Origin of the sequence: Arcobacter siniprincipis (SeqCode), from assembly GCF_048571125.1 — a bacterium.
GTDB classification, from domain to species: domain Bacteria; phylum Campylobacterota; class Campylobacteria; order Campylobacterales; family Arcobacteraceae; genus Arcobacter; species Arcobacter siniprincipis.
This window is the reverse complement of sequence record NZ_CP182343.1, coordinates 1,818,281-1,841,885: the sequence shown is the minus strand read 5'-3', so window position 1 is coordinate 1,841,885 and position 23,605 is coordinate 1,818,281. Positions and strand designations below refer to the sequence as shown.

The following is a 23,605-nucleotide window of genomic DNA, read 5'->3' as shown; positions in this document are numbered from 1 at the left end:
TTCTCTTCTCCTTTACCACAAGATGTTAATGTTAAAATTAATAATATAATAGTTAAATAATTTTTTATTGTTATGGTTCCCAATCTTCTGCTTCCTTTTTAATAAGTGTTACTATAGCATTTTCATTTTTATGTTGTATTGAGGTACTTTTTATCTCTGTTTTTAAATCTTCTAGTAATCCATCAGGAGTTAAGGTATTCCACTCAACATCGTCAATATTTCCATAAGCTAGAGCTTCTTTGACTGTTGTAGTACACTGCAAACTTTTAAATGTTTATATCTATTTTCCCACCATTCAAGTATTTTATCTTTTTACATAAAACTCTATTTTATATACTGTTCCATACACATTATCATTTCTCCAATTAACATTACCACCAGATGATTTTCCATTTTGTTTTCCACCAACCTTTTCTTTTATTCTTTAATTATTAGGTTTTCGCCAACCAAACTGAGATTTTGGTTTAAGTTTATCTTTCATATCCACATAAATAGATTCACCTGTTTGAGAATCAATACTTACTCCTGAAAGTTTTACTTCTGGAATCTTTGAATTATAATATGGAGTAAAAATATATTTACCATTTATAATAAAAAATAGAGGAGAACCAATAACTTCTTCTCCTTTTTTTATATAATATTTTAATTGCAGTTCCCAAGCCTTTTCTAAACTAATAGGAGCTTTTTTAACAAATTCTTCAAACTCTGGTGTCCCATATGCGATTATTTCCATTTTGTCTTCCCCTTTAGTACAAGATGCTAGTATTAAAACTATTAATATTATAGCTAAATAGCTTTTTAATTTTATGGCTTCCAATCTTCTGCCTCCTTTTTAACAAGTGTTATTATAGCTTTTTCATTTTTATGTTGTATTGATGTACTTTTTATCTCTGTTTGTAAATCTTCAAGAATTCCATCATGAGTTAAAGTATCCCAATCAATATCATCAATACCCCCATAAGCTAAAGCTTTTTTAACCGTTGTTGTACACTGTTCTCCTATCCAAGGTTTAACACTATATATTTTTAAATGTTTATATCTATCTTCCCACCATTCAAGTATTTTATCTGATTGAGATTTTTTTACATAAAACTCTATTTTATATACTGTTCCATACACATTATTATTTCTCCAATTTGAGGATATGAAACTTAACACTTGAGATAAAGTTACATTTTTAGGTTCTTTTGAAATCATTTCAGCCCACCATGGACGACCCGGAGCAAAATAAAATCCAGCATTTGGTATATTATTAATTTTAACTTTATCTTCCATATCTCCATCTTGGTTTAAATCTGCTTGATATTTTCTTTCATCAAATATTTTGCTATTATCGTAATCAGGACCATAATCAAAAAATTGGTTTTCAATTGCCATTGCCGTATGTCCAGCTAAACCTTTTGCTCCCCATCCTGTCTCTTTTGAATATAGTAATTTTCTCTTCCCCTTCAATTACTTCTATCCAAACTTCTTTTTCATACTCTCTTGTTATTTCACCATCATTATCTGCATCAATCCATCCTGAAACATATTTAACTTTTGAAGAATCTACATTTAACTCATTTGTTAAATGTAAAACTGTAAATTTTTTCTCTATTTTTGTGTTTTCTTGTACTTTCTCTTTATACTCTTTTTGTGCTAATACTTTTTTATTTTCATCATAAAGTTTTAGGATTACTTTTACTTCTATTCCTATTGGTACATTTACTGTTCTTGCAGTTAGTTTTATTTTATCATTTAGCTTTTTAGTTATCATCTTCAAATCCTAAACTACTTATATATTTTCCTTTTTCATTATGTGTTAATCTATCATTAGCCCCATCTTGAGTTTTGCCTTCTATGTATGCAAAAAAATTGATCTCATGTACTTTCTCTTCTTTTAGATTATGAGTTATTATTTCTTTTCCATTATAATTTTCTCTTAGTGTATCTTCTATATGCCATCTAATTTGTGCTAATTCTTCATTTCTTGGATTTTCTACATTTAATATTGCGATACATTGACCTTCTTCTTGTGAAGAATGGCTTGAAATAATATTTTTCACTTCAAGATACCTTTTAAGTTCACTCTTTGCATAACCTTCTTTTTCACTATTTACAACATAACAATGTGCATGTCCCCATTTATATATATTGTCTTCTTGAACATTTACTGTCATAGTTAGACCATTTATTGTGATATTATCATTTGTTGGATTATCTGTTATGATGTCAGTATCACTTTCATCATTGTTTTTTATAAAGTACCATTGCAGTTGAGCTAATTGGGTTTCGTTTAAATCAGTTGTTTGACTCCATGCATCATTTTCATATTTTTCTACTGTTGCTGTGAAAGTCAATACTTCATCTATAGTATTTTGTTTTGTAACTGTAGCATCTAAAGAGATTACTCTTATCTTTTCATACAATGGTTTTTTAATAAGTGGTTTGATAACATCTATCCCATCAACCCCATTATTAGGAGAATTCTTAACATAATTAGGAGTATGAAAGAATATCCCTGAACTATCCACAGTTGCTACATTTCCTCCACATCTTAAACTTATGCCTGAGTTTGCTTCTAGTGTTATCTCATTTGAACCTTCATACAAAGCGTTTGTTGTATCTAAGTGAAAGCTATCTTTTATATCTAGTCCTAGTTCATTTGCTACTTGGATAAAAAGATTTTCTAAGTACTTATCACTTGCATCTTTTTCTACATATTTTAAAAGTATATTTTTAATCGAAGTTATTACATTATTTTCCACAATAGTCTTAATGTCATTCTTAACAATAGTGTTCAAATCTTTAAGTACGTGAATTTCATAATCTTCTTTAACAGTAGTAAGTTTTTCTTTTTCTACAGTATTTATCTGATTTTCTTTTATATTTTGTGTATAGTCTTTATTTACTGTTAAAATAGAATTAGCTTCTACTGTCTCTTCTTTATCATTATTAATAATAGTCTTTGAATTATTCTCTATATGTTTAAACTCATCATTAAGTACAAGGGTATTCATATCCTTTTGTGCTCTTAAAGAGAGATTCTCATCTCCTCTTTTATCTTCAAAGGCTATTTCGTTGTACCCTATTTTGTCTTCATATTGTGGAATAGAATGGGTCTTTATAGAAATTGTGAGATTTTATTATATAAATTCTATAACCCTAACCATCTTTTCCAAAAAGTTTTTAAAGTGCCATCTTTTTCAAAGCATGATTTACGGTCTCGTATATCTTGAGTGTTTTTTGGAGAACACCATCTTAGTGGTGTATTACTTGCAGTAAATGTTAAATACTTTGGATCTCTATCTGTGTCTGCCATTACTCCGCTTGCATCTGTAACTTGCGTACCTGATATATTGAGTATAGTTAACTTAGATAGTTTTTTTAAAACAGATATATCTTTTATCCTTGTATTGTTAATAAATAACTCTTGCATATTTGGAAAGTTAAGTATAAAGTCAACGTTTGTTATAAACTTGTTATTTCTTAAACTTAATCTTTCTAGTTTTTTAAGATTTGTTAAAGAATTCATATCTTGCATAGTAGTAGTTTTAGGAGGAAGAAATACTATTAGATTTTTAAAATTATTAATCATATGAAAATTTTTAACTTTGATACCTCCTAATACTAAAAACTCTAAATTTGTTAAATCTTTTATTTGAGATATATCTATAGTATCAATATTTTTAATGTAACCATAAGATAATTGTTGTAAAGCATTAATATTATTTATTGGGCTTAAATCTTTAACTTGTGTATTATAAAGATCTAACTCCTCTAAATATTTTAAATCTTTTAAAGCACTCAAGTCACTGACTGGATTATCTGATAAATTTAACTCTTTTAGTTTTGTAAGATGTTTTAAAATTGAAATATCTTTTACTTTACTTCTTGGTAGGGAAAGAGAGGTAAGACTTACAAAAAATTTTAAAGGAGATAAATCTGTAACATTGTAAATATCTGCATCTGCTGAAAAATATTTACTACCAGTTCGAGCATAAAGATACGCACACATATCTTTATCATGTTTTATAGATTTATATTTTGCAATAGCTTCAAATGTAATTTTTTGAGAAGGTGTTGGATTATTACACATCTTCATAAAATCTTCTTCATTTGCCAATTCTCCTGCAAATAAAAAACTACTTGTTATAAAAAATCCTAATAGTATTTTTTTCATCTTTTTGCTCCTAATCTTTGCAAAAAATCTTTTACTTCTTTGTGTAGCCATCTTCTACTTGTGGAGTGGGATTCTATAAGAAGATACATTAAACTTCCCCTTTTGAGAGTATCATTATAAGGATTTTTATCTTCATTAAATTTTTCTTGTTTAGGGGTAAGTTTATGAGTACTATCTTCTAGCTCTCCAAAATTTCTAAACTCAAACACTGAATTAATATTAGTCAATAAATTTCTAAGAAGTTTTAATTTCACATCAACTTCACCTGTCGCAATATATTCTGCCTTATCTATTTTAGATATAATATCTGGTAAGGTACTTCGTAGTTCTTGAGCTTTTTTATCATTAGATATAAGAGTCAAGAGTAAATCTAATAGATTAAATTGAGTTTTGTTTTTTTCATATCTCTCCTCTACATCTTCAATATATTTTATAAACTCATAATAGTTTTTAGTTTCTTTTTTAGAGCTATATATATCATCACTTGTTACAGCAACATTTTTTATTCTATCTTTTAAAAAACTATTTTCAAACTGAATATTTGGCTTAGCATAAGTATTATCATAATAAGCAATATTATGTTGTAGTATTTTATAAAGAATATTCCATAAAGGATTGCCTGTACCTTGTAATGTTTCAGGATTGATATTTAAAAATGCTATTAGATGAGGAATAAGTTCATTTTCATTTAATAATAAAAGTAAATATTCTAGTTTAGAAAAGTTGGATTGATTTGTATTTTTAGCCACAATTTGATTAAGGTCTCTAATGATTTTATCTACATCTTTATCAATACTCTTTATAAAAGATTTTAAGTTTTTATTTTCAGTTGCCTCTATAATCGTATGCTCTTTTTTATCAATCTTCTTTTTTAAATCTTTATGATTTACTTCGTAAGTTTTTTGCTCTGAGAGTTGGTCTATTATGTTTATAATTTCAGCTAAAATTTTTTTCAATTCTAGTAAAAGTTTTTCTGTAGTAAAGGTATAGAGTTCTAGTCCTTCTTTATAATCCATTTGATTATAATCTGAAATTCCCCAAGCTGGACTTATAAATGTTTTAAGTTTACTAAACCCACCAGTAAGATTCTCAATGGGAAAAGACTCAATATAGGTCTTAAATTTATTTATAACTTCAGATAAAGCACTAGTATTTAATTTCTCGAACTCAGCAGAAAGTGTTTCCATCGAAAAATCTGCCAACATTCTTTGTGTCATATCAAAGTCATTATATAAACTTAATACTTCTGCATCTTTATGAAAAAATTTTTCACTCACTTTTACTTGATGAAGTTTTTTAAAAAATGGTGTTGAGAGGTAAGTAAGAGATTTTATCTTCCATTCTTTTGGCCATTTAGAACCTAATGCTTCTATTTGTTTTGTCATCTCATTGATAACATTTCCACCATGAGAATGCCCTAAAAGATGAAAATGTATAGGCTTATTTTGCCAAGTTTCTTCATAATATGCTTTTTCTCCATTTGCACCACAAAATCTATTAATTAAATATGCCCCAGCTATTTCTCTATTTTCTTTAGAATTGTCTCCGCTCCATCCATGAAAAGAAAACAACACTAAATTTACATACTTATCATCAAAAGCTTCTATTTGTTCTTTAAACTTTTTATCCCAATAGTTTACTGGTACTTGAGTATAACTCTCATGATTTTGTAAAGCTAAATCTTGTGAAGTGTCTTTTGTATAACTATTTGCATGTTTACTTTTTGCAGTAGATGCATTAACAGGATCAGTAGTTCCAGCTACTAAAACCAATATATTTAAAATATCATTTGGTTGTTTTACTCTATTTAATGTTTTTCCACTAGCAGCCATATAACAAGCCTTTTTCATCAAAAATATTTACCATTGCATTTCACCTTCTATTTCATATATATCCTCAATAGAAATATTGTATTGTTCTATCAATTTATCAATATCATACTCCTGAGATATTTTAGAGTTTTTAACAGTTGTAGTTTTTGTTTCTTTTATTAACTCTTTTTCATTATTATCTAAAATAAAAATAGTTGTTTCTACACTAGTCCCCTCTTTTAAACTTGTATCTGCATTTAGAACAATATCTTTTGCAATCTTTTTAGTTATAAATTCATTATTAATATTATTGATTCGTATATTTATAACATCTCCTTCTTTACCAACTATATTTCCATCAACCCCGTTATCAGTAGAATTCTTAACATAATTAGGAGTATGAAAGAATATTCCTGAACTATCTATTGTAGCTACATTTCCTCCACATCTTAGGCTTATACCTGTTTTTGCTTCTAGTGTTATCTCATTTGAAGCTTCATACAAAGCATTTGTGGTATCTAGATGAAAGCTATCTTTTATATCTACTCCCATCTCATTTGCTACTTGGATAAAAAGGTTTTCTAGGTATTTATCACTTGCATCTTTTTCTACATATTTTAAGAGTATATTTCTTATTGATAAAGATAGGTTTTCTTCAATAATAGTTTTCATATCATTTTTAACAATAGTATTAATATCTTTCAAACCATGAATTTCATAATCTTCTTTAACAGTAGTAAGCTTTTCTTTTTCTACAGTATTTATTTGGTTTTCTTTTATATTTTGTGTATAGTCTTTATTTACTGTTAAAATAGAATTAGCTTCTACAGTTTCTTCTTTATCATTATCTATTATTGTTTTTGAATTATTCTCTATATGTTTAAACTCATCATTAAGTACAAGGGTATTCATATCCTTTTGTGCTCTTAAAGAGAGATTCTCATCTCCTCTTTTATCTTCAAAGGCTATTTCGTTGTACCCTATTTTGTCTTCATATTGTGGAATAGAATGGGTTTTTATAAAAGATTTTGTTTTCTCTTTTGGAAGGTTATATGGATTTTTATTTTCACCATTATGTAAAGTTCCTATTATAATAGGTAAATCTGGATCACCATTTATAAAGCTTACTATTACTTCAGAGTTAACTCTTGGGAGAAATTGAGAACCATATCCATCACCACTAAACATATTTGATAATCTTAAATAACAAGAAGTTATTTGATTACTCTCAAAGTGAAACAATACTTTTATTCTACCTTGTTCATCCACATCTATTGTATTAGTATAATCTTTTGTATTAGAATTGCCATTAGATACTATTGCTGTTTGTATTGAGTTTATTTTAGGCTTTTTTATTTTATATGGTGGTTTATATATTATATCTTTTGGAATGGCTGTAAATTCAACTTCATATTGAAGTTGATGCTTTTTACTCTCATCTATATTTTGTTTATACTCATCTAAAGCATTTGGAAAGAAGCCTTCATATTTTACTTCTAAGATAATAGAATCAATATGCTTATTTGCTTTTTCATCTTCTAATGTTATACATAATGAGTCATTTATATTTAACTCCTCAGAAGTTCCTTTTATAATATTTGATTTTACATATTCCCTTTGAGAGTCTATTTTACTGTATCTATTTAAGTCTTTATAATAAGACTCATCTAATATATTTAGTTTATCTCTAAATTTCTCTCTTTTTATATCCATTCTTAACTGTCTAGTACTTTCATTGTCTTCAACACTAGAAGTTATACTAGAACCTGTTTGGATTTTATATTGTAAACTTGGTTTATCTTTATCATAAAAATCTTGTATATAGTTTGTAGATTTAAACTCTTTACTATGATTAAAACTACAAGTAGAAGAATAAGTATTTACAATAGCATGCTCATTTAACTCACAAAGAGTTATAGTATATGGATCATTAGAAGAGTAATCAAGAATTAAACTATAACCCTCCTTCTCACAAAGCATTTGAATAAACTCTAAATCACTTTGATTATATTGAGTTGTATACTCTTTAGTTGGAGCTTTAATTAAATCTAATTTAATATCTATTTTTAAATTTAATAATTGGTTATATCTATTTATTATCTCAACAATAATATCAGATGTTTTTTTATTGTGAAATATCTCATATTTATTATTTAAACTAAGATAATAAATAGGAGATACAACTTCTATAATATAAAGATGTTTCTTTGCAACAATAGAATCTTCACTAGCTTTAAATATTTTACCATATATTGTTTTTTTAATTAAAGGATTAACATTATCTTTAATACTTAACTCAATATCAGTATCAACAATATCTTCAATATTAATAAAATCATCACTAACAAAAGTAATAGTAAAAGAGTAAGGAGTATTAACACTACTAGAACCTAAAAGTTTATAAACATTAAAACTTCCATCTGTAATGCCAACTGTAGCATTTGGTTTATAATTTAATAGTTTTATCCTTGCACTTATATCTTGTTTAACTTCACGTCTAAGCTCTTTTAAGTTTAATCCACTTTTTATTGCCTCTTCTATCTCTTCTACATTCTTTTTTATTATCTCTTTTGACATTGATTCTCTTTTTTTATTATCTATTTATTCATATTCTTTAATTTCTTAAAATATTCACTAATACTTATTTTTTTTCTTTCAATTGCATACTCTAAAGGAGTTTTGTTATACTTATTTTTGACATTTATATTAATTCCATATTTAAGTAAGTTTTTCACTAACCTAATATTATTATTGTGAATGGCTTTAAATAAATAAGGTTCAATTTTATGATATTCACCAGTATAGTTAGCTTTTATATTTAGTATTGCACCCTTAGTTAGTAAATAATCAACTATATTAAATCTTTCACTTCTAAAAGCTTCATAAAGTGCAGAAGTGTCACTATCATTATATGCATTTATATTAGATCCAGCTTTAACAAGTGATTTAACCACATTAAAATCACCAGCTCTTACTGCATACACCAATGAATCAGTTAATTCTTCAGAAGATAATTTTTTTAATACCTCTAGCTTCTTATATTTTACTGCATTATGTATATTGTCATAAACTTCACGCTCAAATGCATTTAAACTTACAACTAAACATATAAAAATTATTACTATTTTAATCAATATACAACCTTTAATTAGAATATCCTTCAGTAGCAATTCCGAATAAATATAGAATGCCACTTGTTACATCACTTATTGATTTTCCAGCATCATGAACTTTTGCCATTACTGGAATTTCAAAGCCATTTTTATTTAATAAATCATACATTTTATCATTATGGTATTTTTTAGCATATCCCATTGGATTTAAATAATCCGCATTACAACTGTTTGTATCTGCTTTATTTTTATAGTTACCTTCAATATTTATCCCTTGTTCTAAAATAACTTTAACTGCATTCAAATTATTGTATTTTGCTGCTAAATATATGTACTCACTTAATGCATATTTATTAGTTACAACTTTATACTCAATTAACTTATTTAATATATCTTCTACATATTTAGATTTAACCTTTATTGCATATAATAAATTATCTTCATTATAAAATTCAAAACCAATTTCTTTTAATTTCTTAATTTCATTCTCATTGTTATAATAAATAGCACTTTTATATGGATTTGCAGGCCTTTGTCTATAGTCAGATTTCAAATATTCTATATAATACTTTTCAAGTTTTTTAAATTTTTTATAATGGGCTAATATTTCCCATCCTGATACTTTACCTAGCATTGGGTGCCTCATTGAAGTACCATTAATATTTTTCAACTTGAATTCATTGTTATACGAAGGTAATTCACTTAAAAGATAATAAATAGAAGGTTGACGAAATTTTTCTAATTTAAAATTACTATCTACAGATATTATTTTATCGATAAAACTTGGATTGCGTTCATAAGCTTCAAAAAAATCATACCCTAAGTTTTGAATACATTCCCATCGATTATCTTCTTTATTATAGTTTATAAAAGAATCTTCCTTATCAATATCTAACCACATATTATTTTCATAAATTAAAATCCATGCATCATTTAAATTATCATTTTTAAAATATTTAAAAAATTGTTCACTTCTCAATATAGCTTTGTCTTTTTCTTTTATAAAGATACTTGAATCTAAATGTTTACAATCATGTGCTCTGAAATTTTGTTCATGTGAAGATTGTTTTAGAATATCTATAGACAAATATTCTTTGTGAATATTTCTTTCACAAGCTGCAAAAATAGAACCTTTAAAAAAAATTATTGCACTAATTAAAAGTATTAATCGTCTCATTTTATAAGTAAACTCCTTGTTATAATTTTAAAATAAATTTAATAACTGAACTAGTGTAATGTTCTGCCTTTTTTAAGTTTTTATTAAGATCTAATAAATTCTTTTCCTATTGCATTATAAATCACTCTCTTACCATAAAAATCTGTTTTATCATTGTCTTTATATGATGCATCATTTACAAAATTGCCTTTTTGTGCAGAATGATGGATATATTTGTCTTTTAACTTTTTATAAGCTTCTTTATTTGATGTTTTTAAAACTTCATGTTTTTTTAAACACTTATATGCGTTAGTTAATGTATCAACATCTTCTTTGGTTAAGGTATCATTTTCTTTATTAAACATGTAAGGTTTAAAACTTCCAAGAGGAACCATCTCAAATTCATCTTTTTTCTTTTCTTGAGTTTTTGAATCCACATATATAGCTTTGTCATACATTATTTTCATTGTTACATGTTCATATTTATTTGATACTTTTGGCTTATACATATAAAGGTATAAATAATCAAGCCAATTAGTTCTATTTCCAAAAATATCTTCTTTTGCTTCAAGACTGTATTCTTTTTTTATACAATAATAAAAACCTTCTTCTTTTACATTTTCAAGTTCATCTTTTGATTTTATTTCTTTTATAGTACTAGTCTCTATCCAATTATATTTTTCATTCCATTTTATTATTTTATTTTCTAATTCTTTAGGCAGTTTTCTATTTTCAACAAAAAACTTACCTAAATATATAGTTTCCGCTTTTTCATTATACCCTCCTCCCACATCTGCATGAGCGCCAGGAAGGTAAAATTCTTCAAATTTTGCACCACCATCTTTTCTTTTTTCTGTACTATCTTTATAATAATGCTTATTTATACTTGTAAAAATAGAGTATGCTTCAAAGTTATATCTAAACTCATCATCTGCCATTAGATGAACTATATGACCTACTTTTGTGTTATTTTCATTTTTAAAAAAGTTGATATTTAAATCTTCAAAATCATTTGATTGCTTAAGTCCATAGTGTGTTACAGTGTCATAAATTCCTACAAATCTAAAAGATAAAGAATCAATAATTATTCTCTTCATATTGTAATATGGATTTTCTACTCTTCTTTTATTTCTATGTATATATTTTATATCTGTTCTTAGTGGATTGAAAAATACTTTATCAGAGATTGATATATAACCCTTATCTCCATATAAAGCAGAAAAAATATCCTTATTATCTTTCATTTTTACAGTATAATCTCTTTTTACACATTTGATTAGTTCTGCATTATTTAATATTGAACAAATAAAATGCCTTGCACTTGTAGAACCTCGTGAAAAACCAAAAACATCTAAAACAAGTTCATCTATATGAGAAATTGATGAACTTCTTAATTGTTCTGCTATTTTTACACAAGCAAATATACAATGCCCTATAACACCACTTACTCCCATTCCAAGACCTAATCCTATTACAGAATCATCTTCATAATCTTTTTGTAGAAAAGGATTAAATGTACCAGAACCACTTTCATAAAGTTTAAATCTTGTATTTGGAAGGTTATCTACATTTTTCTTTACATCATCACCATCATAAAGTCTATATAATCTACTAACATTTGTTTCACCATTTGTAAAGCTACTATCTTCGTCATCATCTGGAAGTATTTCTTTTATTATATATTCAGAAATTGTTTTTTCTTGGGCATCTTTTTTTTTGTTTTTTACATCAAGTAAATAATCAAATACTTTTTTTGAATCTTTTTCTGCTTTTTTAGTAGTTATAATTTCATCATGATCTAATTTAAGAACTAATTTACTATCAAAGTATCTTAATTCTTTTGAAGCATTATTCATTTGTTTTATTATCATTTTTTTTGTTTTGTCAGTAAATTCTGGATTATCTGTTGAACGGATATGGTACTGAATAGTTTCTTGTTCATTTTCTTTTAATGTTTTTGTTTTTCTTCTTGAAGATAATTCATTTAATCCATCTTCTATATCTTTTGCAGGTTCTTTTAAAAACGCTACAAAATTTGTATAAAAATCTACATTATATATATTGTTCATTGTACCATCAAAAAATATTCCATATTCAACTATTAGTTCGGGCATAAAAGATGCTATTATCTTATCTTCATAAGATATTAGTTCTAACTCTTTTGTTTTATAACCATCTTTTATATTATAAACATATGGCATAGATAGGACTATATATGCTTGTTCATCTTCAGCTAATTTTTTTGAAGTATTATTTACTTCTTTTTTTATAATTTCATTACAACTATCTTTAGTAAAAGTCAAAGCAGAAGTACTTTTCTTTTCATCATTTATTTTAAAGTCTTTATTTAGTACTTTTTTATATGCATGATGATATTTTTTTGCTTTTAATACACTTCCATAAGATTTTGAATTATACAATTGTGTAGTACAAAGTTTTACCAATTTTTTATCAATTATCTCTTCATTTACACCACTTAAGTCATCAAAAATTAAGGGTTTATTATTTTTAATACTCTCTTTTTTTACAGCTTTTATCAAGTAAGGTTTATATTCTTCTACTACTTTATCTAAGATTATTTGTTTATCGTCATTTGAGTTTAATAACTCTTCTATATCTTTATTTGATATAACCATATAAGCAATTCTAGTTTTTATATCTTCTTCTATTGCTTCATTTTCTTTGGTACAATATTCATTTAAGTGTACTACTTCACCTGCTTTATGAAATGCATTTCCTTTAGTTATATCATTACTCATATGATACTCCTAATTTTTTTAGTCTTCTTTTTGCTCCATTATCACCAAGTTTAGCAGCTTTTAGATACCATATAATTGCATTTTTTTTATTTTTTAAATCATACTCGAACATATAAGCTAAGTTATACATTGCATCTATATCTTTTAAATCAGCAGCTTTTTTGTACCACTCTTCAGCTTTTTTATAATCTTTTATATCAATATTATATAACATAGCTAAATTAAAAGCACAATTCATACAATTAAGTTTATTAAATCCTTTTTCATACCAATAAATTGCTTTATCATAATCTTTTAATATTTTTTCATATAATAAACCTAATTTTTGAACAGCTCCTTTATATTTAAGATTAAAACCTTTTTTATACCACTCTATTGCTTTTTTATAATCTTTCTTATCTTCTTCATAATACTCACCAATAGATGAAGCACATTTTCCATATCCCATCTCATAACATTTTTTTAAATACTTTATTCCTTCTATATCATTTTTTACATCTTTATTTTTTATAAATAAAATTCCTAAACTACGATATCCTCTTGGCTCACCTAATTCTCCAACTTTTTTAAAAGTACTTATTGCATCATCATATTTTTTCTCATCTATATACATCAATCCAATTGATAATAGTGAATTCAAATCACCCGTTTCATATGATTTCATAAACCATTTATATGCTTTATCATATTTAAAGTTTTTATAATAATATACACCTAAATTATGTGCTGATTTTCCATCTCCAGCATTTGCTGCTACTTTATAATTCTCTACTGCTTTTTTATCATCATGTAAAAAGCTAGAATATAAGCTTCCTAATTGTGCATATGCTTCTATACTTCCTTTTTCTTTCCCTTTATTAAAGTAGTTTATTGCTTTTTTAAAATCCCCTTGTCGCATATAGTATATACCTGCACAACTATATCCTTGTAGTTCACCCTCTTCTATTAGTTTTTTATAGTCATTTATATCATCTTTTGTATATTTTACTTTTATACATTGGGTTATGTCATAATCACTTTTCTTTAGCTCTTGGGCATTTAAATTAATTAAAAACGATATTAAGAGTATAAGTTTTATTAAATATTTCACTTCGATTCCTGTTCATTTGTTTTTGTATTATTTTTTACTTTTTGATTTTTTCTTTCATCAAAAGTCAATCTTGCATTTGCACCATCTTCAGGTCTACCATCTATATATGATACAAAGTTGATTTCATGTACTTTTTCTTCTTTAAGATTATGGACAATGGTTTCTTTCCCATCATATTTTGATTCTTCTCTTCCTTCAACTGTCCATCTTATTTGTGATAACTCTTCAGATCTTGGTTCTTCTATATTTAATACAGCAATACATTCACCCTCTTTTTTTGATATATGAGAACTTACTATATCCTCAACTTCTAAATATCTTTTAAGTTCACTTATTGCATAACCTTCTTCTTCACTATTTACAACATAACAATGTCCATGTCCCCATTTATATATGTTGTCTTCTTGCACATTTACAGTAAGAGTAAGACCATTTATTGTGATATTATCATTTGTTGAATTATCTGTTATGATGTCAGTATCACTTTCATCATTGTTTTTTATGAAGTACCATTGCAGCTGAGCTAATTGGGTTTCGTTTAAATCAGTTGTTTGACTCCATGCATCATTTTCATATTTTTCTACTGTTGCTGTGAAAGTCAATACTTCATCTATAGTATTTTGTTTTGTAACTGTAGCATCTAAAGAGATTACTCTTATCTTTTCATACAATGGTTTTTTAATAAGTGGTTTTGCAACATCTTGTGCATTTACTCCACCATTACTTGAAGTTGTATCGATATTTCCTGATTTTAGGTGTATTCCACTTTGATTTACTGTTAATACATTTCCCCCACATCTTAAAGTAACTCCTGTTTCTGCTATTAGTTCTATAATATCTGCATTTAATTTTATATTATTACTTTTAAGATGGTAGTTATTTTGAACATCAAGTCTATAGTCTTTTCCTACTTGAGTAAAGAGATTTTCTAAATATTTTTTCTTTACATCTTTTTCTATATACTCTGTTGAAGTTCCTTTTACTCTTGTTATCATGTCTTTTTCCACAATAGTCTTAATGTCATTCTTAACAATAGTGTTCAAATCTTTAAGTACGTGAATTTCATAATCTTCTTTAACAGTAGTAAGTTTTTCTTTTTCTACAGTATTTATTTGGTTTTCTTTTATATTTTGTGTATAGTCTTTATTTACTGTTAAAATAGAATTAGCTTCTACAGTTTCTTCTTTATCATTATCTATTATTGTTTTTGAATTATTCTCTATATGTTTAAACTCATCATTAAGTACAAGGGTATTCATATCCTTTTGTGCTCTTAAAGAGAGATTCTCATCTCCTCTTTTATCTTCAAAGGCTATTTCGTTGTACCCTATTTTGTCTTCATATTGTGGAATAGAATGGGTTTTTATAAAAGATTTTGTTTTCTCTTTTGGAAGGTTATATGGATTTTTATTTTCACCATTATGTAAAGTTCCTATTATAATAGGTAAATCTGGATCACCATTTATAAAGCTTACTATTACTTCAGAGTTAACTCTTGGGAGAAATTGAGAACCATATCCATCACCACTAAACATATTTGATAATCTTAAATAACAAGAAGTTATTTGATTACTCTCAAAGTGAAACAATACTTTTATTCTACCTTGTTCATCCACATCTATTGTATTAGTATAATCTTTTGTATTAGAATTGCCATTAGATACTATTGCTGTTTGTATTGAGTTTATTTTAGGCTTTTTTATTTTATATGGTGGTTTATATATTATATCTTTTGGAATGGCTGTAAATTCAACTTCATATTGAAGTTGATGCTTTTTACTCTCATCTATATTTTGTTTATACTCATCTAAAGCATTTGGAAAGAAGCCTTCATATTTTACTTCTAAGATAATAGAATCAATATGCTTATTTGCTTTTTCATCTTCTAATGTTATACATAATGAGTCATTTATATTTAACTCCTCAGAAGTTCCTTTTATAATATTTGATTTTACATATTCCCTTTGAGAGTCTATTTTACTGTATCTATTTAAGTCTTTATAATAAGACTCATCTAATATATTTAGTTTATCTCTAAATTTCTCTCTTTTTATATCCATTCTTAACTGTCTAGTACTTTCATTGTCTTCAACACTAGAAGTTATACTAGAACCTGTTTGGATTTTATATTGTAAACTTGGTTTATCTTTATCATAAAAATCTTGTATATAGTTTGTAGATTTAAACTCTTTACTATGATTAAAACTACAAGTAGAAGAATAAGTATTTACAATAGCATGCTCATTTAACTCACAAAGAGTTATAGTATATGGATCATTAGAAGAGTAATCAAGAATTAAACTATAACCCTCCTTCTCACAAAGCATTTGAATAAACTCTAAATCACTTTGATTATATTGAGTTGTATACTCTTTAGTTGGAGCTTTAATTAAATCTAATTTAATATCTATTTTTAAATTTAATAATTGGTTATATCTATTTATTATCTCAACAATAATATCAGATGTTTTTTTATTGTGAAATATCTCATATTTATTATTTAAACTAAGATAATAAATAGGAGATACAACTTCTATAATATAAAGATGTTTCTTTGCAACAATAGAATCTTCACTAGCTTTAAATATTTTACCATATATTGTTTTTTTAATTAAAGGATTAACATTATCTTTAATACTTAACTCAATATCAGTATCAACAATATCTTCAATATTAATAAAATCATCACTAACAAAAGTAATAGTAAAAGAGTAAGGAGTATTAACACTACTAGAACCTAAAAGTTTATAAACATTAAAACTTCCATCTGTAATGCCAACTGTAGCATTTGGTTTATAATTTAATAGTTTTATCCTTGCACTTATATCTTGTTTAACTTCACGTCTAAGCTCTTTTAAGTTTAATCCACTTTTTATTGCCTCTTCTATCTCTTCTACATTCTTTTTTATTATCTCTTTTGACATTGATTCTCTTTTTGTTAGAATTTACTCTAAAATAATTAATAAGTATTAATCTTTTTAGAATAAACTAAATATAAATAGTGACATATAAAAGTAACTTATATGTCACTATTAGTAGAAAATAAGATTAAGCGTTTAATCCTACTCCAATTCTCCAATCATCTTCTCCAGAAGTACTTGCAATCTCATGTCTCCATGTGATTTTTCTATACGCAAATGAAACTGTTTCTAAAGGAGCAACTTGAGTCTTTGCTAGACCTTCTTCAGTATCAAGAGAAGTATGCATATCAACAATTACAGCATCTTCAAGTACAATACTTAAGTAATGTTCAGGTTTACCTGCATAACTTGTTCTGTACCATTTTAATTCAACATTTGTAAGTGTTTCACCCTTCGTTAGTGCATTGTATAAAAGAGGTGAAGATTTATCAATTAATTTAGTGATAACAACTGGTTCATGTACTCTTTGTCCAGATGGTTGACCAGACTGTGGATCTCTTGGGATTCTGATATTATGAGAAAAACCTTTTAACAAAGCTTCATTTTCATGGCCTTTTTGATAAGAGTTTCCAACAGACTCTGGTGTGAATGTACCTTCGGTAATTAATCCTTGAGTACTGCCTTCAATCGAAATAAATATTGGGTTGTTCATTTTTTTTCCTTATTATTTTAAATGCACAAAATAATATCTAAAAGATAATTAAATAATAATTAAAAAATCACTTAAGAATTTGTTTTTTGCTAAATAATAAATAAATTTATTATTATTTCTTTTTTGTGGATTACTATTTAGTGCTTTTTTAAACCAAAATCTTAAAAAAAATGGAATTCCAAGAAGTTCTTTATTTGTAAATTTATGATTTATTAATTCTAATGAGTTTTTTGAATAAGGTAATCTAAGTGTGAAAAGTTCATACATCATAACCGCAAAAGAAAAAATGTCAGATTCAAAAGAAGGTTTATCTCCATTTAAAATTTCAGGTGCACAATATTGAGGACTAAAACCTTTAAATTGTTTATAATCAAGCTGAATTTTATCTGTTGCATCAAGATATTGAGATATTCCAAAATCAAAAATTTTTGATTTTTGATTTTCATTAATTATTATATTTGAAGGATTAATATCCGCATGAATTATTCCTTTTTTATGAATATATAATAAAGAAGTAAATAAATCTAAGAATAGATTTATTTTAAATTTTTTACTTAAATCAGGTATTGTTATTTGACTTAATAGTTTTCCTTCGAGGTACTCTAGGACTAAATATGGGATATTAGACTTTTTATCAATTCCAAAATCTAATACTTTTACAATATTTTCATTGTCAATCTCTTTTAAGAATAAATATTCAGAAAATACAAAGTCTTCTATATGATTTTTTGATAATAACTCTTTTGTAGGCATTTTTATTGCAATATTACTTTTTATATTAAAGTATTCATTGTATAAATCTAATGATTTATACACAATACTTAATCCCCCTCTTCCTATCTCTTCTTCTATTATATATCTATTATTTAATATAAATATTTTTTCTTTCTTTATATATGTTAAGTTTTTCTTGAATGTACTTTTCATATATTCTCAATTATTGTTACTGTAATATTATCTTCTGCAGAAGTTATTAAAACACTTTGTTTTAGCTTGAACAAAGCCTCTTCTTTATTCTCTTGAGACATTGCTTCTTTTATAATTTTATTTGAAATATAATCATATAATCCATCAGTACAAATTAAAAAAACATCTTCTTTATAAACAGTAAATCTGGTAGTTTCAATAATCAAATTTCCAGGAGCAGAAAGTGCAGATGTTAAATATCTTCTTGATCCATAAAAATCATTTATTTGAATAGCATGATCTTTAGTAATAGTTCTTAAAGTGCCATTTTGTAAACAATAACATCTAGTATCTCCCATATGAATACAAACACCTTTATCATCTTCAATATGTAATAACATTAAAGTTGAACCAATAGTTATATTTCCACCCATTTTTTCTACTTTATTTTCTAACAAATTATGAATAATTTTTATCTGTTTGTTTATCATCTCAATTTTATTTTCAAAACTGCCTTCTAAGGGAAAGTACTCAAAAATATCAGTTATTAAGTGACTTGCAAAATTTCCTTCTTCATGTCCTCCCATTCCATCACATACAACCCAAAGTTTTTTTTCATCATTTATATAAAAAGAATCTTCGTTTAATGTTCTCAAGTGTCCAGGGTGAGTAAAGCAATAACTTTTAAAACCCATTATAGTTTTTCACTTAAATTAAAGTTAGACAATAAATTGCTTGTACCAAATATATTACTTAAATCTCCACTTAAATAATATGAACCTGTGAATTTTTTATTTGAATATTTCAATATTATTGAATTATTTAGATTTCTTGAAATTCTAAATGTATCTATTATTTTAAATAAAGCCCATTCATTATCTAAATAGTGTTCAACAACAGAATTATTTGATAAATCAAATAAATCAAACTTCACAATATAATTTGATGATTTTGGTGGCCAAACAATTTTAGTAGTTTTTATTGGTCCATGTTCATAAATAATAGAGTCATCATCGTAAAAGAAGTCCATAGTGGCTAAATTAGAAGCTAAAACATAAGGTTTAATATTCCCTTCTATTTTTAGAATACCTGAGTTTGTAAAAAATAGATTTCTTATTTTAAGCGATTTTAATAATCCAATCATGAAACTTTTATTGAAATTCATGATACTTCCATCTAAGACTTTAGGTGAATAACTATTAAATTGAGAATTAATAGAAACCATATTTGAAATATAATCATTATAAAATGAATCAAGAATTCCTTTTGGTTTAAAGAATTCACTAAAGTCATCTAATCTTACATAAGTAGAGCTTTTCCTATCTATTGGATATTTATTTATTAAGTTATTTTTATAGAAAGAATAGACATCCTCTTTAAATCTTTTTTCGATGTAGTTTTTACCATATCTTAAAATATTATCCCAATTTGAACGAAGTAATTGTAAATACCAGTTTTTAACATATAAAGGCAGTTTATTTAAATCATTTGTAAAAGAGGTAGTATTTCCATTTATCCTATTATTTATTATTTTATAAGCATCAAAATCTGGATTTATACTACTATAAATTGACGACATCAATTGATAAATATTACTTAATTTATTAATTGAATTTTGTAAAATAGCATCAGGTGAATTTTCCTTATTTATTAAGGCTGTATAATCTTTGAAAAAGTTTCTCATGCTTTCTATGCTTCTATTATCTATATCATTTTCAATATCAGTTAGTGCTTCTTTTGCAATAGTTTTTCCAATTTGACCACTAACCGTTGCATTTATAATTTGACTAGAAACATTACTTTTACTTGATTTCATTTTTATAATTTCACTTGGAGTGTAAATATCAGTATTTTCTTTTAAAGCTTTTAATACAGATAATACTGGTGAATCTGAAGATGAAAATACAGCTAATTGGGCATTTAAACTTGAGGTATTAGTCTTAATAGGAATAGCAAGATTACTAAGTGCATTTAGCCAGTATTCTTTATAATCTAAAAAATACAAACCTAAAACTTTTTGGTAGTGTTTACTAATCTCAATAGGACTAAGATTTGTTTTTTTACCTATAACCCAATTATTTAATAATATGTTTTTTGTCAGAGACATACCCTCTTTCATCAAAATATTAAACCCATTTTTTGTATAAAAACCAGGTATTTCATAGTCATTTCTTTTGAATTCATTTATATTATTTAACATAACAGAAGAAAATTTAAAAGGTTCTAGTTTCATCTCTTTTGATTTTAAAATTAATTCTTTATATGTTAACCTCTCTGCGCCTATTTTTGTAAGTCTATCTCTTGCTACTTTTAATATATCTACATTTAGAGAATAAGGACTAAACCCAAAATCTAATAATTGTGAGAAGTGATAGTTTAATTCACTTTGTACTTTAGTGTTATAAGGGTATCGGTTACTCCACTCTTCTGCCATATATTTAGATAAGAACTTACTATTTCGATGTTGTTTATTTTCAAGCATTACATATGCTTTTGTATTATCCCAAGTTGAATCAAAATCATTTAAGTCTTTTGAAATATTTTGTTCCATAACTGTAGCTATTCTTGGTAGTAAAAAAGTTAATAGATCATTATAATAAATTTTTGTTAGTTCATCATGTCTCTCTTCTGATTTATAAAATAACAAATTCCAAAAATTTTTATCTTGAATATCATTATATTTTCTAATTCTTTCTATATTATTTAATAAAATTAAAATATCATCAACTTTATCTGAAGGTAGAAATTTATTTTTAGCGACTTTATATACTTCAAAGGTTTTTTCCATCTTTCTTAAACTGTTATTTTGATTGAGGAAATCATTAATATAAAAAGTACTAACAAGTGCTGTAAATACAAATGAAACTATCAACGCAATAGTTTGATTCTTTTTTACTTTTTTTCGATAGTTATCATCCATTTTTATTGTTTCTGATTCAGGGAAAATAATATCACTTAAGACTTTTCTAATAAATAGACCTTTTTTATCTCTTGCAGATTCTAAATTGTCAATTGAAACTAATTGTTGATGATTATCACTACACGGAGTACTTGTGTAATAAATACCTCTTAAAAGTAACGGTTTTCTATATCTTGTTTGTGAGAAACAAATATCAACAAAAAGGTTTGTTTTATCAAATAAGTCAGATAAATATTCTGTAAATAAAAATACTTTAGATCTATTTTCTTTTTCCCATTCAAAATGCATCTTTTCTAATACTGAACTATTTAGTTTTTTTAGTAGACTTTCAAGTTCAATTTTTGAAGTATTTGAATCAATATTTTTTTTATTTTCATCAAATGTAACTCCTAATATTTCATCTTTTTCATTTTCTGATAAATTAATAAAATATTCACTAAATCCTTCTATTTTATCTAGCTTTGTTATCATCAAATAAATAGGGATACTAGACATAAATGATACGGATAACTCATCAAATCTATCTCTTAAGTCTTTCGCATATTTTTCTAGTTCTTTTTCATTTTTTAATAATCTATCAACACTAATTGTTAAGATGATTCCATTGATTGGTCTTCTCCATCTTTTTTTTGTAAATAGTTTTAAAAATTCTTTCCAAATGATTTTATCTTCTGGATTCTCATTTAATTCAATATAATTTCCTGGAATATCTACAAAAACAGATTTTTCAGAAAAATACCATTGAAAAGCTTTTGTAGTTGTCTCTTCTATTGCTATTCTTTTTTCAAAATTTACATTTAAAGGAAAGTTTAATCCTGAAGATTCTAATAATGTTGATTTTCCTTCTGCTTTATCACCTATTACAAGATACCAAGGTAACTCATAATTAATTTTGCTTCTATTTTTATAAAGAGAAGATTTTTTGATTATTCTTACTGCATCTTTAAATTTTGTTTTTAAATCTTTGACTTTTTCTGAAATGACTTTTTTGTATTCATTTTCTAACTCTTTTTGTTCAGCTCTTTCTTTTAGTATTTCTTGGGTTTCTTCTTTTTTAAATACAATATAAAGTAATATTGCTATTATTGTGCCAAAAAATAGACTAAAAGAGAGTAATAATCTAAAATTTAATTCTTTAAAAGAATCAAATAAATAAGGGAATAGAAATATAATTAACAATGAAATAATAAATGAAATAAATATTATCCAAAATATAATATTTTTGTAAAAAGGTTTTTTCATTTTTTATCTCCTGCATATAAATCATCTATTTCTATAGTTGTTTTATTATTAATTAAATCAATAAATTCATTATTTTGACTAGCTAAACTAAAAGTTAATCCAGAATAAATGATTAATACTAATACAGACACACTAAAAAATAAAGTTGAATAAGGGATTTTATTAAATAATTTATAACTCTCTTGTGCCGGTGTTTGTTTACTATAAAAAGGGAAAGGTTCTCTCCCTTGTACAATTTTGATTTGTTTAAATAGACTATCTTTTATATTGTTTAATTCAACTTCTCCTCTACTTATTACTCTATATTTCCCTTCAAACCCTAATGCAAGACAAGCATATAATAATTCAAGTATGTGGATATATTTTGCAGGAGTTTTTAAAAATCTATTTAATAGATGAAAGAAATTTTCTCCACCATAAGTCTCATTATGAAATATACTTAGCAAACTATTATTTGACCAATTATAATCTTTACTTAAAAAATGTGAATTCATAAATTCATCGACAAAAGAACAAAGAACATAACGAATTACTAATATTTCATTTTCATCTATGTCAAGAGAAGAAGCAGTTTCTGTATAAGTATTTACTTTGTCTATAAACTCTTCTCTTATATCATTTATACTTGCATCTTCTATATCTTCTTTAATTTCAAAGACTAATTTGAAGATTGGCATTGCTGCTGTAATAAATGGATTAAAACTTATTTCATAATTCTTAAATTTTGATTGTTTTGATCTTTTAAACCTACTTTGATAATTATTTATATTATCCCTATTGATAGTTTTTCTTTGATTTGAAGTCAAATTATTAGAAAAATTTCTATTTTGATTATTTGATATTAATATTGTTTTATTATTCATAAATATTCAT

General features: G+C 25.6%; 18 protein-coding genes. All 18 read right to left on the bottom strand.

Annotated features, from left to right (window positions below; all coding sequences use genetic code 11):
• Positions 1–70: 70 nt before the first annotated feature.
• The gene (locus ACNI3D_RS09220; protein ID WP_419766787.1) at positions 71–262 is read right to left on the bottom strand and encodes a hypothetical protein; all 192 of its coding nucleotides are present in this window, start codon (positions 260–262) and stop codon (positions 71–73) included.
• A gap of 162 nt (positions 263–424) precedes the next feature.
• Positions 425–733 carry a hypothetical protein gene (locus tag ACNI3D_RS09215; protein WP_419766786.1) on the bottom strand — a complete coding sequence of 103 codons (309 nt, stop codon included), beginning with the start codon at positions 731–733 and terminating at the stop codon, positions 425–427.
• Positions 734–804: 71 nt separating this feature from the next.
• The gene (locus ACNI3D_RS09210) at positions 805–1,452 is read right to left on the bottom strand and encodes a hypothetical protein (protein WP_419766785.1); all 648 of its coding nucleotides are present in this window, start codon (positions 1,450–1,452) and stop codon (positions 805–807) included.
• Positions 1,367–1,756 (bottom strand): hypothetical protein, encoded by a 390-nt coding sequence (locus ACNI3D_RS09205; RefSeq protein WP_419766784.1) that lies wholly within the window; start codon positions 1,754–1,756, stop codon positions 1,367–1,369. The genes ACNI3D_RS09210 and ACNI3D_RS09205 overlap by 86 nt, the downstream gene beginning before the upstream one ends.
• Positions 1,746–3,056, bottom strand: a complete 1,311-nt coding sequence (locus ACNI3D_RS09200; protein WP_419768987.1) for a bacteriophage T4 gp5 trimerization domain-containing protein — start codon at positions 3,054–3,056, stop codon at positions 1,746–1,748. Before ACNI3D_RS09200 ends, ACNI3D_RS09205 begins: the two co-directional genes overlap by 11 nt.
• Positions 3,057–3,136: 80 nt before the next feature.
• On the bottom strand, positions 3,137–4,162 hold the full coding sequence (locus tag ACNI3D_RS09195; protein ID WP_164969697.1) for a leucine-rich repeat domain-containing protein: 1,026 nt from the start codon (positions 4,160–4,162) through the stop codon (positions 3,137–3,139).
• Positions 4,159–5,994, bottom strand: a complete 1,836-nt coding sequence (locus ACNI3D_RS09190) for a hypothetical protein (protein WP_419766783.1) — start codon at positions 5,992–5,994, stop codon at positions 4,159–4,161. Before ACNI3D_RS09190 ends, ACNI3D_RS09195 begins: the two co-directional genes overlap by 4 nt.
• 27 nt (positions 5,995–6,021) lie before the next feature.
• Positions 6,022–8,550 carry a type VI secretion system Vgr family protein gene (locus ACNI3D_RS09185; protein ID WP_419766782.1) on the bottom strand — a complete coding sequence of 843 codons (2,529 nt, stop codon included), beginning with the start codon at positions 8,548–8,550 and terminating at the stop codon, positions 6,022–6,024.
• 20 nt (positions 8,551–8,570) lie between these two features.
• Positions 8,571–9,107, bottom strand: coding sequence for an ankyrin repeat domain-containing protein (locus tag ACNI3D_RS09180; protein WP_419766781.1), 537 nt, complete (start codon positions 9,105–9,107; stop codon positions 8,571–8,573).
• Positions 9,108–9,117: 10 nt separating this feature from the next.
• Positions 9,118–10,263: a hypothetical protein gene (locus ACNI3D_RS09175; RefSeq protein ID WP_419766780.1), complete on the bottom strand. Its 1,146-nt coding sequence runs from the start codon at positions 10,261–10,263 to the stop codon at positions 9,118–9,120.
• 83 nt (positions 10,264–10,346) lie between these two features.
• Positions 10,347–13,001 carry a T6SS phospholipase effector Tle1-like catalytic domain-containing protein gene (locus ACNI3D_RS09170; protein ID WP_419766779.1) on the bottom strand — a complete coding sequence of 885 codons (2,655 nt, stop codon included), beginning with the start codon at positions 12,999–13,001 and terminating at the stop codon, positions 10,347–10,349.
• On the bottom strand, positions 12,994–14,091 hold the full coding sequence (locus tag ACNI3D_RS09165; RefSeq protein ID WP_419766778.1) for a tetratricopeptide repeat protein: 1,098 nt from the start codon (positions 14,089–14,091) through the stop codon (positions 12,994–12,996). The genes ACNI3D_RS09170 and ACNI3D_RS09165 overlap by 8 nt, the downstream gene beginning before the upstream one ends.
• Complete coding sequence (locus tag ACNI3D_RS09160) at positions 14,088–17,015, bottom strand: type VI secretion system Vgr family protein (RefSeq protein WP_419766777.1); 2,928 nt, start codon at positions 17,013–17,015, stop codon at positions 14,088–14,090. Before ACNI3D_RS09160 ends, ACNI3D_RS09165 begins: the two co-directional genes overlap by 4 nt.
• A gap of 124 nt (positions 17,016–17,139) precedes the next feature.
• Positions 17,140–17,664, bottom strand: a complete 525-nt coding sequence (locus tag ACNI3D_RS09155; protein ID WP_129099312.1) for an Hcp family type VI secretion system effector — start codon at positions 17,662–17,664, stop codon at positions 17,140–17,142.
• Between the two features lie 48 nt (positions 17,665–17,712).
• A complete protein-coding gene (locus ACNI3D_RS09150; RefSeq protein ID WP_129099311.1) occupies positions 17,713–18,591 on the bottom strand; it encodes a serine/threonine-protein kinase in 879 nt (292 codons plus the stop codon).
• Positions 18,588–19,265 (bottom strand): PP2C family protein-serine/threonine phosphatase, encoded by a 678-nt coding sequence (locus ACNI3D_RS09145; protein ID WP_129099310.1) that lies wholly within the window; start codon positions 19,263–19,265, stop codon positions 18,588–18,590. The genes ACNI3D_RS09150 and ACNI3D_RS09145 overlap by 4 nt, the downstream gene beginning before the upstream one ends.
• The gene (gene tssM / locus ACNI3D_RS09140; protein WP_419766776.1) at positions 19,265–22,732 is read right to left on the bottom strand and encodes a type VI secretion system membrane subunit TssM; all 3,468 of its coding nucleotides are present in this window, start codon (positions 22,730–22,732) and stop codon (positions 19,265–19,267) included. The genes ACNI3D_RS09145 and tssM overlap by 1 nt, the downstream gene beginning before the upstream one ends.
• Positions 22,729–23,595: a type IVB secretion system protein IcmH/DotU gene (gene icmH / locus ACNI3D_RS09135; RefSeq protein WP_419766775.1), complete on the bottom strand. Its 867-nt coding sequence runs from the start codon at positions 23,593–23,595 to the stop codon at positions 22,729–22,731. Before icmH ends, tssM begins: the two co-directional genes overlap by 4 nt.
• Between the last annotated feature and the right edge of the window lie 10 nt (positions 23,596–23,605).

Bases quoted from the DNA above. Each gene is read 5' to 3' on its own strand.
- ACNI3D_RS09215 (WP_419766786.1), bottom strand. From the start codon at position 733: ATGGAAATAATCGCATATGGGACACCAGAGTTTGAAGAATTTGTTAAA.
- ACNI3D_RS09205 (WP_419766784.1), bottom strand. From the start codon at position 1,756: ATGATAACTAAAAAGCTAAATGATAAAATAAAACTAACTGCAAGAACA.
- ACNI3D_RS09195 (WP_164969697.1), bottom strand. From the start codon at position 4,162: ATGAAAAAAATACTATTAGGATTTTTTATAACAAGTAGTTTTTTATTT.
- ACNI3D_RS09190 (WP_419766783.1), bottom strand. From the start codon at position 5,994: ATGGCTGCTAGTGGAAAAACATTAAATAGAGTAAAACAACCAAATGAT.
- ACNI3D_RS09185 (WP_419766782.1), bottom strand. From the start codon at position 8,550: ATGTCAAAAGAGATAATAAAAAAGAATGTAGAAGAGATAGAAGAGGCA.
- ACNI3D_RS09175 (WP_419766780.1), bottom strand. From the start codon at position 10,263: ATGAGACGATTAATACTTTTAATTAGTGCAATAATTTTTTTTAAAGGT.
- ACNI3D_RS09170 (WP_419766779.1), bottom strand. From the start codon at position 13,001: ATGAGTAATGATATAACTAAAGGAAATGCATTTCATAAAGCAGGTGAA.
- ACNI3D_RS09160 (WP_419766777.1), bottom strand. From the start codon at position 17,015: ATGTCAAAAGAGATAATAAAAAAGAATGTAGAAGAGATAGAAGAGGCA.
- ACNI3D_RS09155 (WP_129099312.1), bottom strand. From the start codon at position 17,664: ATGAACAACCCAATATTTATTTCGATTGAAGGCAGTACTCAAGGATTA.
- ACNI3D_RS09150 (WP_129099311.1), bottom strand. From the start codon at position 18,591: ATGAAAAGTACATTCAAGAAAAACTTAACATATATAAAGAAAGAAAAA.
- ACNI3D_RS09145 (WP_129099310.1), bottom strand. From the start codon at position 19,265: ATGGGTTTTAAAAGTTATTGCTTTACTCACCCTGGACACTTGAGAACA.
- tssM (WP_419766776.1), bottom strand. From the start codon at position 22,732: ATGAAAAAACCTTTTTACAAAAATATTATATTTTGGATAATATTTATT.
- icmH (WP_419766775.1), bottom strand. From the start codon at position 23,595: ATGAATAATAAAACAATATTAATATCAAATAATCAAAATAGAAATTTT.